The organism is Agromyces selenitireducens, assembly GCF_052748465.2.
This window is the reverse complement of record NZ_CM188259.1, coordinates 577,315-591,189: the sequence shown is the minus strand read 5'-3', so window position 1 is coordinate 591,189 and position 13,875 is coordinate 577,315. Positions and strand designations below refer to the sequence as shown.

At 70.5% G+C, this 13,875-nt stretch carries 11 protein-coding genes; 2 read left to right on the top strand and 9 right to left on the bottom strand.

Annotated elements, in window-relative coordinates:
- Window positions 1–256 precede the first annotated feature (256 nt).
- Window positions 257–1,216: an NAD-dependent epimerase/dehydratase family protein gene (locus ACULK4_RS02775; protein ID WP_445964932.1), complete on the top strand. Its 960-nt coding sequence runs from the start codon at window positions 257–259 to the stop codon at window positions 1,214–1,216.
- Window positions 1,217–1,379: 163 nt separating this feature from the next.
- On the opposite strand, the gene ACULK4_RS02770 is transcribed toward ACULK4_RS02775, so the two are convergent.
- Window positions 1,380–1,970, bottom strand: a complete 591-nt coding sequence (locus ACULK4_RS02770; protein WP_445964931.1) for an HhH-GPD-type base excision DNA repair protein — start codon at window positions 1,968–1,970, stop codon at window positions 1,380–1,382.
- Window positions 1,971–2,456: 486 nt separating this feature from the next.
- On the opposite strand from ACULK4_RS02770, the gene ACULK4_RS02765 reads away from it, so the two are divergent.
- Window positions 2,457–2,837, top strand: a complete 381-nt coding sequence (locus ACULK4_RS02765; protein ID WP_445964930.1) for a glyoxalase superfamily protein — start codon at window positions 2,457–2,459, stop codon at window positions 2,835–2,837.
- Between the two features lie 482 nt (window positions 2,838–3,319).
- On the opposite strand, the gene ACULK4_RS02760 is transcribed toward ACULK4_RS02765, so the two are convergent.
- The 8 genes from ACULK4_RS02760 to ACULK4_RS02725 all read right to left on the bottom strand — a co-directional run bounded on the left by ACULK4_RS02760 (window position 3,320) and on the right by ACULK4_RS02725 (window position 13,785).
- Window positions 3,320–4,378, bottom strand: coding sequence for a LacI family DNA-binding transcriptional regulator (locus tag ACULK4_RS02760; protein WP_445964929.1), 1,059 nt, complete (start codon window positions 4,376–4,378; stop codon window positions 3,320–3,322).
- An 11-nt stretch (window positions 4,379–4,389) separates the two neighbouring features.
- Window positions 4,390–5,913: an L-arabinose isomerase gene (araA, locus tag ACULK4_RS02755; protein WP_445964928.1), complete on the bottom strand. Its 1,524-nt coding sequence runs from the start codon at window positions 5,911–5,913 to the stop codon at window positions 4,390–4,392.
- A 46-nt stretch (window positions 5,914–5,959) separates the two neighbouring features.
- Window positions 5,960–7,558: a xylulokinase gene (locus ACULK4_RS02750; protein ID WP_445964927.1), complete on the bottom strand. Its 1,599-nt coding sequence runs from the start codon at window positions 7,556–7,558 to the stop codon at window positions 5,960–5,962.
- Window positions 7,559–7,676: 118 nt separating this feature from the next.
- Entirely contained in the window at window positions 7,677–8,921 is a 1,245-nt protein-coding gene (gene mmsB / locus ACULK4_RS02745; RefSeq protein WP_445964926.1) for a multiple monosaccharide ABC transporter permease, read from the bottom strand.
- A 33-nt stretch (window positions 8,922–8,954) separates the two neighbouring features.
- The gene (gene mmsA / locus ACULK4_RS02740) at window positions 8,955–10,484 is read right to left on the bottom strand and encodes a multiple monosaccharide ABC transporter ATP-binding protein (protein WP_445964925.1); all 1,530 of its coding nucleotides are present in this window, start codon (window positions 10,482–10,484) and stop codon (window positions 8,955–8,957) included.
- A gap of 130 nt (window positions 10,485–10,614) precedes the next feature.
- Window positions 10,615–11,691 (bottom strand): multiple monosaccharide ABC transporter substrate-binding protein, encoded by a 1,077-nt coding sequence (gene chvE / locus ACULK4_RS02735; protein ID WP_445965192.1) that lies wholly within the window; start codon window positions 11,689–11,691, stop codon window positions 10,615–10,617.
- A gap of 172 nt (window positions 11,692–11,863) precedes the next feature.
- Window positions 11,864–12,583, bottom strand: a complete 720-nt coding sequence (locus ACULK4_RS02730; protein WP_445964924.1) for an L-ribulose-5-phosphate 4-epimerase — start codon at window positions 12,581–12,583, stop codon at window positions 11,864–11,866.
- A 173-nt stretch (window positions 12,584–12,756) separates the two neighbouring features.
- The gene (locus ACULK4_RS02725) at window positions 12,757–13,785 is read right to left on the bottom strand and encodes a LacI family DNA-binding transcriptional regulator (protein ID WP_445964923.1); all 1,029 of its coding nucleotides are present in this window, start codon (window positions 13,783–13,785) and stop codon (window positions 12,757–12,759) included.
- Window positions 13,786–13,875 lie beyond the last annotated feature (90 nt).

Here is a 13,875-nt window from a genome sequence, read left to right as displayed (position 1 = left end):
ACGGCCAGACCGTTCTGACCGCAGTCGAGATGTTAGCGCTCACAAGTGAGCGCTCACAAGAGGCAATTCGAGATCGGATGGATCACAGCTCCAGATGCGCGGAGATCCGCCCGTCCGGGCGGCCGGCGCGCGGCCGCACCCGGCTTGGCCGAGCGAGGGCACCCACGTCGAGGACCGCATGTGAGCGCTCAACTCACGCCGATCCGCCCGGCGGTGGTTCACGTCAGCGACATCCGGATGCGGCAGGATGCCGCCCATGACGCAACCGTTGCACCTCATCGTCGGCGCCGGGCCCGTCGGCTCCGCGCTCGCGCTCCGGCTGGCCGACCGCGGCGAGCGCGTGCGCGTCGTCACGCGCTCGGGCGGCGGGCCGAGCCATCCGCTCGTCGAACGCGTCGCGCTCGACGCGAACGATCCCGACCGCCTCGCCGCGGCGGCACACGGAGCGTCGGTCGTCTACAACTGCGCGAATCCCGGCTGGTACCCGCTCTGGGAGCGGATCTGGCCGCCGCTCGCCGCGTCGATCCTGCACGCCGCCGAAAGCTCGGGTGCCGTGCTGGCGAGCATGGGCAACCTCTACGGCTACGGTCCCGTCGACGGTCCGATGCGCCGCGACACTCCGCTCCGGCCCTCCGACCACAAGGGCGCCCTGCGGGTCGCGATGTGGCAGGAGGCCCTTGCCGCGCACGAAGCCGGTCGCGTCCGCGTGACCGAGGCCCGCGCCTCCGACTACCTCGGACCGACTGCACCCCCGTCGAACGGCCTCCTGCCGCTGTACGCCGACGCGACGCTCGCCGGACGCCCGGCGCTGGTGTTCGGCGACCCCGACGCGCCGCACAGCTGGACCGCCGTCGACGACATCGCGGCGACCCTCGAGGTGCTCGGGCGGGTCGAGCGCGCCTGGGGCTCCGCCTGGCTCGTACCGTCCAACCCGCCCGTGAGCGTGCGCGAGCTGCTGCGCGCCCTCGGCGAGCGCGCCGGCACGGGCGAGCCCCAGCTGAGACGGATGCCGCGGTGGGCCCTCGCCGTCGGCGGCGCGTTCGTGCCGCTCCTGCGCGAAGTCAGGGGCGTGCAGTACCAGTTCGATCGGCCGTTCGTCGTCGACGCGTCCGAGACCACCGAGGTGTTCGGCATCGTCCCGACCGACTGGGACGCCCTGCTCGACGCGACCGCGCCCGCGTGGCGCGAGCGCGCGTTGCGCGGGGCGGCCGCGTAGCGGCGCGCCGCCTCCGCCCGCCCCGCCCGTCCTGACTGCCCCGCCCGTCCCGCCCGCCCCGCCCGTCGTGACCGTCGAGTGTTACCGCTCGCGCCGAGTGTGACTGCTGCCGCGGCATCACTCGCCGCGAACGGTAACACTCGGCGCGGCCGGCGGGTGTGCGCTATGCCTTCGCGGCCTTGGCCGCGGCCTTCGCGGCCTGCTTGGTCGCGCGCACCCGCTGCAGCGACTCCGGGTCGACGATGTCGGCGACCGACGCGTACGAGCCCTCGTCGCCGTAGTGGCCGGCGGCCTCGCGCCATCCGCTCGCCTGCAGGCCGCACTGCTTGCCGAGCAGGGCGAGGAAGATCTTCGCCTTCTGCTCGCCGAACCCCGGCAGGGCCTTCAGCCGCCGCAGCACTTCGGGGCCGTCGGGCTCGCCGCGGGTCCAGATGGCGGAGGCGTCGCCGTCCCAGTCGTCGCGCACGGCCGCGGCGAGGGCCTGCACCCGGCCGGCCATCGAGCCCGGGTAGCGGTGCACCGCCGGCGGCTCCTTGAACACGTCGACGAGGTGGTCGGGGTCGACCGCGAGGATGGTCTCGGGCTTGATCGACCCCACGCGGTCGCGGATCTTCGCGGGGCCCGCGAAGGCGGTCTCCATCGCGACCTGCTGGTCGAGCAGCATGCCCACGAGCAGCGCGAACGCGTCCTCGCTCAGCAGCCGGTCGGCCTCGGCATCGCCCGTGATGTTCAGCGTCGTCGTCATGCGGTCCATCCTCCCACCGGGTCTCGCATGCGCCGGGCGAGTTCGACGGATGCCGCACTCCGGGCGGCGCAATTTCGCGAGGATGCCGCACTCCGCGCGGCACGATTTCGGGAGGACGCCGCAGTCCGGGCGGCACGATTTCGGGAGGACGCCGCAGTCCGGGCGGCACGATTTCGGGAGGATGCCGCAGTCCGGGCGGCACGATTTCGGGAGGATGCCGCACTCCGCGCGGCACGATTTCGGGAGGACGCGGCAGTCCGGGCGGCACAATTCAGGAGGAACTGCGCGACACGCCGCGCCGAGTCGGCCGTCGGCCGGCGTGTCGGCCGACCCTTCCTGAATTGTGCTCGGGCGCGGCAGGGGCGTGGGCGTCGAGCCGGGACGGCGGATTGCCGCGGCATCCGTTCTCGAATGCGGACGGGAACTGACCGGATGACTCGCGAGACTGGGCGCGAACCCCGGGACGCCCCGCCCGGCCCGAACGAGGAGGACACCATGGACTGGAAGATCGAGCTCATCTTCGTGCCCGTCACCGACGTCGATCGCGCGAAGGAGTTCTACGTCGACAAGCTCGGCTTCGTCGCCGACCACGACCAGCGCGTCTCGGAGTCGCTCCGCTTCGTGCAGCTCACGCCGCCCGGCTCGGCGTGCTCGATCGCGATCGGCGAGGGCCTCGGCATGACCCTCGAGCCCGGGCGGCAGGACACGATCCAGGTCGTGATCCCGGACGCCGACGCCGTACTCGCCGAGCTGCGCGCGAAGGGCGTCGAGGCCGACGGCGTCGACGAGCAGGCGTGGGGCCGCTTCATCACGCTCGCCGATCCCGACGGCAACCGCTGGACGCTGCAGCAGCTGCCCGACTACTCGGCCGCCTGAGCCGAGCGGATGCCGCGCCGCGTGAGTCGAGCGGATGCCGCGGCTGCGTGAGCCGACCCGATGCCGCGGTATCCGCCCGGCCCATCGTCCCGCCGGTCCAACCGCAGGATGACACGCGTCAGACGTGTCCATCCGGGCCCACGCGTCTGATCCTGCAGTCTCCGGAGCGTCGACGCCAGCGTCGTGCCGGCAGCTGCGGCCCGCAACCCGCCGACCGCAGGACGACATGCGTCAGAGCCGTCCATACAGGCCCATGACGCGCCTGATCCTGCAGTCTCCATAGCGGCGACGCCGGCGGCGCGCCGACGGGGCGGTCCAGAAGCCGCCTAGCGCAGGATGACACGCGTCAGACCCGCCTATACGGGCCCATAGCGCGTCTCATCCTGCGGTCTTCTCGGTAAGGATGGCGACGACGCCGGCGTCGGCTCCGGATCAGCGCGCCCGCGCCGCAGCGCGACCAGCGCGCGGCCGCCGCCGCGCGATCAAGGCGCCGGCGCCGCCGTGCTCGCGCGCACGACGAGCTCGGGCACGCGCGCAGCGCGGTCGGGCGCCGACGCCTCGTCGCGCAGCACGTCGAGAACCGTCGCCATGATGTCGCGGCCGAGCGAGTCGAAGTCCTGCCGCATGGTCGTGAGCGGCGGGGTGAAGTAGGCCGACTCGGGCAGGTCGTCGAAGCCGACGACGCTGAGCGCGTCGGGCACCGAGACTCCCGCCTCGGCGCAGGCGCGCAGCACCCCGAGCGACATATGGTCGTTCCCGACGAACGCAGCGGTGGCCCATCCGTCGTCGATGATGCGGCGGCCGGCGGCGTGACCGGATGCCGGGAGCCAGTCCCCCGCGATCGGCGAACGCTGCTCGAGTCCGTGCTCGGCGAGCACGGCGGCGAAGCCGCGCGCGCGCTCCGCGGCATCCATCGAATCGGCAGGACCGGAAACGTGCACGATGCGCCGGTGCCCGAGCGAGACGAGGTGCTCGGTCGCGAGCCGCGCTCCGGCGAACTGGTCGAACGAGACACGGTGCAGCCCGGGCGACGACTCGGATGCCACGACCACGAGCGGCACGCCCGCGTCGATGCCGCGCAGCACCCCGACGCCCTCGCGCTCGCCCGAGATGAGCACGATCGCCTCGACGCGCTGCAGCACGAGCCGGTGCACCGCCTGCGTGAGGGCGTCGGCGTCGAGCGCGCGCATGCTCGCCTGGCTGACGGCGTAGCCGGCCGCCCGCGCGGCCTCGTTGAACCCGAGCGCCGCGCTCGACGGGCCGTAGTCGGGTCGCCCGGCCTGGATGAGCCCGATCGACCCCGACCGGCGACCGGCCATGGCGCGGGCGGTCGGCGAGGGCGTGTAGTTCAGCTCGGCGATCGCGGCGCGCACGCGCTCGCGCGTCGACGCCGCGACACCCGGCAGGTCGTTGAGCACGCGCGACACGGTCTGGTGCGAGACCCCGGCCCGCCGCGCGACGTCGAACATGGTCGGCACGCCGGCGGCATCCGCCACCCCCGGCACGCCGGCGGCATCCGTCACCCCCGGCTCGCCGCTCACCCGGTCCTCCCTCAGAGGCCCTGCGCGAGTCGGTAGTAGGCCTGGTTCCACCGTACTTCGCGCTGGAAGTCGCGCAGGTCGGTCGACTCGTCGATGACGAGCAGCTCGAGCTTGGCCATCTCGGCGAAGTCGCGGAACACCTCGACGCCGACCGCGGTGGACATGACGGTGTGGTGCGCGGCGCCCGCGGTGAGCCACGCTGCGGCCGAGGTCGCGAAGTCGGGGGCGGGCTTCCAGACGGCGCGTCCGACGGGCAGCTTGGGCAGCGGATGCCGCAGCTCGACGTTCTCGACGACGTTGGCCGTGAGTCGGAACCGGTCGCGCATGTCGCTCATCGCGACGACGACCGCGGGGCCGGGGTCGGCGGTGAAGACCAGGCGCACCGGGTCCTCCTTGCCGCCGATGCCGAGCGGGTGGACCTCCAGCGACGGGCGAGCCGTCGTGAGCGACGGCGACACCTCGAGCATGTGCGCGCCGAGGATGAGCTCGTCGCCGGGCGTGAGGTCGTAGGTGTAGTCCTCCATGAGCGACGCGCCACCCGGCAGGCCCGCGCCCATGACGTTCGCGATGCGCACGAGCACGGCGGTCTTCCAGTCGCCCTCGGCGCCGAAGCCGTAGCCCTCGGCCATGAGGCGCTGCACCGCGAGGCCGGGCAGCTGCTTGAGCGCGCCCAGGTCTTCGAACGACGTGGTGAACGCGCCGAAGCCGCCCTCCTCGAGGAACGAGCGCAGGCCGAGCTCGATCGCGGCGCCGTCGCGCAGCGACTGGTGGCGCTCGCCGCCCGCACGCAGCGCCGGCACGACCTCGTAGAGCTCCTCGTACTCGGCGACGAGCGCGTCGACGTCGGCGTCGGATGCCGCGGCGACCGCCTCGGCGAGCTCGTTGACGCCCCACGTGTTGACCTGCACGCCGAGCCGCAGCTCGGCTTCGGTCTTGTCGCCCTCGGTCACGGCGACGTAGCGCATGTTGTCGCCGAAGCGCGCGAGCTTCATCGAACGGGATGCCGCGAGGCCGGCCGCCGCGCGCTGCCACGTGCCGAACTCGCCCTGCACGCGCGGGTCGGAGGCGTGACCGACGATCGTCTTGCGCGGCACGCCCAGGCGCGTCTGGATGTACCCGAACTCGCGGTCGCCGTGCGCGGCCTGGTTGAGGTTCATGAAGTCGAAGTCGATCTCGCCCCACGGCAGCTCGACGTTCGCCTGGGTGTGCAGGTGCGCGAGGGGCTTCTGGAGCGCGTCGAGGCCGGCGATCCACATCTTCGCGGGGCTGAAGGTGTGCATCCACGCGACGAGGCCGATGACGCGGTCGTCGGCGTTCGCCTCGAGCGCGATGCGGCGGATCGCGTCGGAGTCGGTCAGCACCGACTTCCACACGACCTTCACCGGCACGGCGGATGCCGCGTCGAGCGTCTCGGCGACCTGCCGCGACTGCTCGGCGACCTGCTGCAGGGTCTCGGGGCCGTAGAGGTGCTGGCTGCCGGTGAGGAACCAGACCTCGTAGCCGTCGAGCGAGGTGGTGAGCGCGGTGCGGGTCATGCGGTGTTCTCCTTGGTGCGGGGTCGGGTGGTGACGGATGCCGCGCTCAGAGCGCGTCGACCGCGGCGGCCTCGGCGGCGAGGCCGGCCCGGTAGCGGTCGAGGTAGGCGGCGAAGCCGGCGACATCCGCCGGGTCGGGGTGGACGACGTCGATCGGGGCGTCGGCGAAGACGCGCTCGTCGAGGTACGTGCCGAGGTCGACCTCGTCGGCGGCCGACAGGTACGAGGCGAGCACGGCGATGCCCCAGGCGCCGCCGTGCGAGGCGGTCTCGCCGACGGCGACGGGTGCGTCGAGGGCTCCGGCGAGCAGTCGCTGGGCGACGCCGGCGGTGCGGAAGATGCCGCCGTGCGCGAACATCCGGTCGATCTCGACGCCCTCGCCGTCGAGCACGCGCATGCCCAGCGCGAGCGTGCCGTACACGCCGTAGAGCTGCGCGCGCATGAGGTTCGCGAGCGTGAGCCGGCTGTCGGGGGTGCGGACCACCATCGGCCGCCCCTCGGCGAGTCCGGCGATGGGCTCGCCGGCGAGGTGGTTGTAGGCGAGGAGGCCGCCGGCATCCGCTTCGCCCTCGAGCGCCTCGCGGAACAGCGTCGCGAAGACCGCGTCGGTGTCGAGCTCGGCGCCGGCGGCGGCCGCGAACCGGGCGAACACGCTCGCCCACGCCGCGAGCTCGCTCGCGCCGTTGTTGCAGTGCACCATCGCGACGGGGTCGCCCGCGGGCGTCGTGACGACGTCGAGCTCGTGATGCGCGCTCGCGAGCGGGCGCTCGAGCACGACCATCGCGAAGATGCTCGTGCCGGCGCTGACGTTGCCCGTGCGCGGGGCGACCGAGTTCGTCGCGACCATGCCGGTGCCCGCGTCGCCCTCGGGAGGGCAGAACGGCGCGCCGGGCTGCAGGGTGCCGGTCGGGTCGAGCAGCGCGGCGCCCTCGGCGGTGAGGCGCCCGGCCTCCCGGCCGGCGGGCAGCACCTCGGGCAGCAGGCCGGCCACGCTCAGGCCGGGGGCGCGCTCGGCGACGAGCCCGTCGAACGCGTCGAGGAGCCGCGCGTCGTATCCGCCGGTCGCGGGGTCGATCGGGAACATGCCCGACGCGTCGCCGACGCCGAGCACCCGGCGGCCCGTGAGTCGCCAGTGCACGTACCCGGCGAGCGTCGTCGCGAAGCGGAGGTCGGGGACGTGGGCCTCGTCGTCGAGCACCGCCTGGTGCAGGTGCGCGATCGACCACCGCAACGGGATGTTGAGGCCGAACTGCTCGCTGAGCTCGGCGGAGGCCGGCCCGGTCGAGGTGTTCCGCCAGGTGCGGAAGGGCACGAGCAGCCCGTCGTCGGCGCCGAACGCGAGGTAGCCGTGCATCATCGCCGAGACGCCGATGGCGCCGAACGTCGTGGGCACCATGTCGTGGCGGCGTCGCACGTCGGCGACGAGAGCGGCGTACGCGGCCTGCACGCCGTTCCAGACGTCGTCGAGCGTGTAGGTCCACACGCGGTCGACGAACCGGTTCTCCCACTCGTGGCTGCCGACGGCGAGCACCTCGTTGGGGTCCTCCCCGACGAGGCACGCCTTGATGTTCGTCGAACCGAACTCGATGCCGAGCGACGTGCGCCCCTCGGCGATGGCGGATCGTGCGTCTTCGTTAGCGCTCACAATCGCCGATGTTAGCGCTAACGGCGCTCGACCTCAACCGGTGATCGCGCGACTCGGCGCACACGACGAGGGGCGGATGCCACGTGGCATCCGCCCCTCGTCGCGGGGATCGTGCGGGTCAGCGCCCGCCGGACCGCCGCTTGTTGTAGACGTCGAACGCGACGGCGAGCAGGAGCACCAGGCCCTTCACGGCCTGCTGCCACTCGATGCCGATGCCCATGATCGACATGCCGTTGTTCAGGACACCGATGATCAGACCACCGATGATGGCGCCGCCGATGGTGCCGACGCCGCCCTGCACCGCCGCGCCGCCGATGAATGCGGCCGAGATCGCCTCGAGCTCGAACCCGTCGCCCGCCTTCGGACCGGCGAGGTTCAGCCGGGCCGTGAAGATGAGCCCCGCGAGCGCGGCCAGGAGACCCATGTTGACGAACAGCAGGAAGTCGACCCGGCGGGTCTTGATGCCCGAGAGCTCGGCTGCGTGGCGGTTGCCGCCGATCGCGTAGATGTGGCGACCGAAGACCGTGCGGTCCATGATCACGCTGTAGATGAGCACCAGCACGCCGAGGATGATCAGCGTGATCGGGATGCCCTTGTACGACGCGAGCGCGTAGGCGAAGAACCCGATCGCCGCGGAGACCAGCACGAGCTTCGTGATGAACCACGCGATGGGCTCGACGTCCTGGCCGTACTTGACGCGGCCGCGGCGGGTGCGCACCTGCTGCACGACCAGGATCACGATCGCGAGGACGCCGACGCCGAGGGTGAGGGGGTCGATGTCGAACTCGCCGAAGACGTCGGTGACGAAGCCGTTGCCGAGCGCCCGGTACTCGGCCGGGAACGAGCCGATGTTCGAGTTGCCGAGCACGACGAGGGCGAGGCCGCGGAAGATGAGCATGCCCGCCAGCGTCACGATGAACGCCGGGATCCCGACGTACGCGATCCAGAAGCCCTGCCAGACGCCGACCAGCGCGCCGATGCCGAGCGACAGGATGATGGCGAGCCACCACGGCAGGCCCCATTGGACCGCGAACACGCCCGAGCACGCGCCGACGAACGCGGCGACCGACCCGACCGACAGGTCGATGTGCCCGGCGATGATGACCATCACCATTCCGATCGCGAGGACGAGGATGTACCCGTTCTGCACGACGAGGTTGGAGATGTTCTGCGGTCGCAGCAGGATGCCGTCGGTGAGGACGGCGAACAGCACGACCACCGCGATCAGTGCGATGAAGATGCCGTTCTTGCCGAGGTCGGCGAGCACGTGACTCAGCCGGTCGGTGAACTTGTTCTCGGTGGGGTTGATGTTCGCCCCGACGGCCTGGGACTCCTGCGTCGGAGTCTGATTGGGATTCGACATGGTGTCTCCTGGTGGTGTTCCGTGAGCGCCGGGCTAGCGGGGCTTTTCCATGGTCATGAGCTTGAGCATCGACTCGGGCGTCGCCTCGTCGACCGGGAGCTCACCGGTGATGCGTCCCTCCGAGATCGCATAGAGCCGGTCGCAGATGCCGAGGAGCTCGGGCAGCTCCGACGAGATGACGATGATGCCCTTGCCGGCGGCGGCGAGCTTGTTGATGATCGTGTAGATCTCGTACTTGGCCCCGACGTCGATGCCTCGAGTCGGCTCGTCGAGGATCAGGACCTCCGGGTCGGAGTAGATCCACTTCGACAGCACGACCTTCTGCTGGTTGCCGCCGGAGAGCTTTCCGGTCTTGACCAGGACGTTCGGCGCCTTGATGTTCATGGACTTCCGGTACTCGTTGGCGACGGCGTACTCCTCGTTGTCGTGCACGAGGCCGTACTTCTCGAGCTTCCGCAGCGACGCCATCGAGATGTTCCGCTTGATGTCCTCGATGAGGTTGAGGCCGTAGGTCTTGCGGTCCTCGGTCGCGTACGCGATGCCGTTGTCGATCGCCTCGGCGACCGTGCGCGTCTTGATCTCCTTGCCGCGGAGGAAGACCTTCCCCGAGATCTTCGACCCGTACGAGTGGCCGAACAGGCTCATCGCGAACTCGGTGCGGCCGGCTCCCATCAACCCGGCGATGCCGACGATCTCGCCCGCGCGCACGTTGAGGTTCACCTTGTCGACCATCACCCGCGTCGCGTCCTGCGGATGGTGCGCCGTCCAGTCCTCCACGCGCAGCAGCTCCTCGCCGACGTGCGGCGTGTGGTCGGGGTAGCGGTGCTCGAGGTCGCGACCCACCATGTCCTTGATGATGCGGTCCTCGGTGACATCCTGCTTCGCGATCGTCTCGATCGTCTTGCCGTCGCGGATGACCGTGACGGTGTCGGCGACCTTCTTGATCTCGTTGAGCTTGTGGCTGATGATGATCGACGTGATGCCCTGCCCCTTCAGGTGCAGGATCAGGTCGAGCAGGTGGTCGGAGTCCTCGTCGTTGAGGGCGGCGGTCGGCTCGTCGAGGATCAGCAGCTTCACGCGCTTCGACAGGGCCTTGGCGATCTCGACCAGCTGCTGCTTGCCGACGCCGATCTCGCGGATCTTCGTCGTGGGGTTCTCCCTCAGCCCGACCCGGGCGAGCAGCTTCGACGCCTCGAAGTTGGTCTTGTTCCAGTCGATGAGACCGGCGGTGCCCTTCTGCTCGTTGTTGAGGAAGATGTTCTCGGCGATCGACAGGTAGGGGCTGAGCGCGAGCTCCTGGTGGATGATCACGATGCCCTTGGCCTCGGAGTCGGTGAGGTCCTTGAACTCGACCGTCTCGCCTTCGAAGACGATCTCGCCGTCGTAGGTGCCGTGCGGGTACACGCCCGACAGCACCTTCATCAGCGTCGACTTGCCGGCGCCGTTCTCGCCGCAGATGGCGTGCACCTCGCCTCGCTCGACGCCGAGGTTGACGTTCGCGAGGGCCTTCACGCCGGGGAACGTCTTCGTGATGCCGCGCATCTCGAGAATGTGGTTGGTCATCCTTGCTCCTGCTCCATTGCCGGTGCGCCGTCCGGTGCGACGGATGCCGCGGCCGGGACCTGAGGCGAGAGTACTCCCGCCTCAGGTCCCGACACGCGGTTCATGTCATCCGATTCGGCTCAGCGGCGAATCAGCCGTTGATTTCCTCTTCGGTCCAGTAGCCGCTGTCGACCAGGACCTCCGTGATGTTCTCCTCGACGACGATCACCGGGTCGAGGAGGTACGACGGCACGACCTTCACGCCGTTGTCGTAGTCCTCGGTGTTGTTCACCTCGGGCTCCTCGCCGTTCAGGATGGCGGTCGCCATGTCGACGGCCACGGTCGCGAGCTCGCGCGTGTCCTTGAAGATGGTCGCGTACTGCTCGCCGGCGATGATGGCCTTCACCGAGTCGAGCTCGGCGTCCTGGCCGGAGATGATCGGCCACTCGTCGCCGACCGAGTACCCGGCGCCCTCGAGCGCCGAGATGATGCCGCGCGAGATGCCGTCGTACGGCGAGAGCACCGCGTCGACCTGCGAGCCGTCGGAGTAGTTCGCCGTGAGGATGTCCTCCATGCGGCTCTGGGCGGTCTCGCCGTCCCAGCGGAGCGTGGCGACCTGCTCGATGTCGGTCTGGCCCGACTTCACGACGAGCGTGCCGTCGTCGATCAGCGGCTGCAGCTCGTTCATGGCGCCGTCGAAGAAGAAGAAGGCGTTGTTGTCGTCGAGCGAGCCGGCGAACAGCTCGATGTTGAACGGGCCCTCGGGTGCGCCCTCGATCGGGGTGCCGTCGAGCTCGGTGAGGCCGAGGCCGTTGAGCACCGACCACGCCTGCTGCTGGCCGACCACGAAGTTGTCGAAGGACGCGTAGTAGTCGACGTTCTCCGAGTCGCGGATGAGGCGGTCGTAGGAGATGACGGGGATCTCGGCGTCGGCCGCGGTCTGGAGCACCTCGGAGAGCGTGGTGCCGTCGATCGCGGCGATGATCAGGGCCTCTGCGCCCTTGGTGATCATGTTCTCGACCTGCGAGACCTGCGTGGGGATGTCGTCCTCGGCGTACTGGAGGTCGACGCTGAAGCCCTGCTCCTCGAGCTGCTCCTTGACGGAGTCGCCGTCCTGGATCCAGCGCTCGGAGCTCTTGGTGGGCATCGCGACGCCGATGAGGCCGCCGTCGCCCTCTCCCTCGCCGCCGCCGCCCGCGCCGCCCGAGCACGCGGCGAGCGCGAGCATCGAACCGGCCGCCAGCGTGGCGAGGAGCACCTTCTTCGTGCTGTTCACGGTGTGTCCTTTCACTGTGTGGTCATGGACGTCGTCGTCTTGGTGACGTTGTGGAAGTCGGCCTCGTCCATGACGACCGGCTTCCCTGCGGCATCCGTTCGGGACGACGGGTGCCGCAAGCTCTTCAGTTGTGGGCGGTACGGCGGATGTCGGATGACTGGCCGTACACGTTCTGGTACCGGTCGTACAACCGGTCGATGGCTTCGGTGGGGATCGGGATCAGCTCGCCGGCCTCGCGGGCGAGGTGGACCGTGCGGGCGACGTCCTCGACCATGACGGCGGCCTTGACCGCGTCCTTCGCGTTCGGCCCGATGGTGAACGGGCCATGGTTCTGCATCAGCACCGCGCGGGAGCGGTGACCGGTGAGGGTCTCGACGATGCCGCGGCCGATCGAGTCGTCGCCGATGATCGCGAACGGGCCGATCGGGATCGGCCCGCCGAACTCGTCGGCCATCGCCGTGATCACGCACGGGATCTCCTCGCCGCGCGCCGCCCAGGCGGTCGCGTACGTGGAGTGCGTGTGCACGACCCCGCCGACCTCGGGCATGTTGCGGTACACGTACGCGTGCGCCGCGGTGTCGCTCGACGGGCTCCGGTCGGCGCCGGGCGTGCCGGGGATCACGTTGCCGTCGAGGTCGCAGAGGATCATGTTCTCGGGCGCCAGGTCGTCGTACGACACGCCCGACGGCTTGATCACGAACAGGTCCGCACCCGGTACCCGGCCCGACACGTTGCCGCCGGTCCACACCACCAGGCCGTAGCGCGTCAGCTCGCCGTGCAGGCGGGCGACATCGGCGCGCACTCGCGCGATGGCGACCTCGATCTGCGGGCCGAAGCTGGTCACGCGGGACTCCCTCGTCGGATGGTACGGCCGTCGGTGCGGCGATGGTCGGACCACGCGACGGCTGATGTGACCGTTCACATGGCGCGTCACATGGTAGCCACACCATCGCCGAGCCTGTCAACTGAACGAAGGTCACGGAACGATAACGCCCGTTGTGAAGCCCGGAACGGCGGTCAGAACGAGGGCGCGCCGACCGAGTCCCGCACGATCAGCTCGGGCTCGATCGTGCCGCGGTACTCCGGGGCCGCGGGGTCGATGTCGCCGAGCAGGAGCGCGACGCACCGCCGGCCGAGCTCGGCGAAGTCCTGCCGGACCGTCGTGAGCGGCGGCCAGAAGTGCGCCGCCTCGGGGATGTCGTCGAAGCCGATGATCGACACGTCGCGCGGGATCTCGAGCCCTGCGTCGCGGACCGCGTGCATGACGCCGAGCGCCATCTGGTCGTTCGACGCGAAGATCGCGGTGAAGTCGCGCACGGTGAGCAGCTCGCGCCCGGCGTGGAACCCGAAGTCCGCGGTCCAGTCGCCGAGGATCGGCGCGGTCGTCGGCACGTCCTGCGCGCCCATCTCGTCGAGGAACCCGCGCATGCGCGCCTCCGCCTCGATCCAGTCCTGCGGGCCCGCGAGGTGGTAGATCATGCGATGTCCGCGTTCGATGAGGTGGCGCGTCGCCTTGCGGGCGCCGGCGATCTGGTCGACCGACATCGTGTGCGCGGGGTCGCGACCCGTGGACTGCAGCGTCACGTACGGCACGTCGATCGAGAGCTGGGCGAGCGTGTCGAACACCCGGACCTGGGGTGCGATCACCACGAGCCCCTCGATGCCCTGGGCGCGCAGGTGCGCGAGTCCGTCGGCGATCGAGCCGGCATCGGACGACTCGATGTTCGCCGTGCTGACCCAGTAGCCGGACTCGCGGGCGGCCGCCTCGATCGCGGCGATGCTCGACGCCGGGCCGTAGTGCGTGCTCGACGCCGACAGGATCCCGATCGTGCGCGACCGGCTCGTCACCAGCGCTCGCGCTGCGCGATTGGGCTTGTACTGCAGCTCGGCCATGACCTCGAGCACGCGCTGCTTCGTCTCCGGCCGGATGCTGGGGTGCGCGTTCAGCACGCGCGACACCGTCTGGTGCGAGACGCCCGCGAGGCGGGCGACATCGCGGATGCTGGGCGGGCGGACGCGAGTCGGCTCCTGCGGCGTCTCTGGCACGGGGGACCTCGGGATCGGATCTCGGCATGTTCACGGTCACACATGCCGGCGAGACCATTATGCACAGCACCGCGCGGAATGTGACCGTCA

Excerpts from the sequence above, each read along its gene's own strand:
- ACULK4_RS02775 (WP_445964932.1), top strand. The coding sequence starts at position 257 with ATGACGCAACCGTTGCACCTCATCGTCGGCGCCGGGCCCGTCGGCTCC.
- ACULK4_RS02770 (WP_445964931.1), bottom strand. The coding sequence starts at position 1,970 with ATGGACCGCATGACGACGACGCTGAACATCACGGGCGATGCCGAGGCC.
- ACULK4_RS02765 (WP_445964930.1), top strand. The coding sequence starts at position 2,457 with ATGGACTGGAAGATCGAGCTCATCTTCGTGCCCGTCACCGACGTCGAT.
- araA (WP_445964928.1), bottom strand. The coding sequence starts at position 5,913 with ATGACCCGCACCGCGCTCACCACCTCGCTCGACGGCTACGAGGTCTGG.
- mmsB (WP_445964926.1), bottom strand. The coding sequence starts at position 8,921 with ATGTCGAATCCCAATCAGACTCCGACGCAGGAGTCCCAGGCCGTCGGG.
- mmsA (WP_445964925.1), bottom strand. The coding sequence starts at position 10,484 with ATGACCAACCACATTCTCGAGATGCGCGGCATCACGAAGACGTTCCCC.
- chvE (WP_445965192.1), bottom strand. The coding sequence starts at position 11,691 with ATGCTCGCGCTCGCCGCGTGCTCGGGCGGCGCGGGCGGCGGCGGCGAG.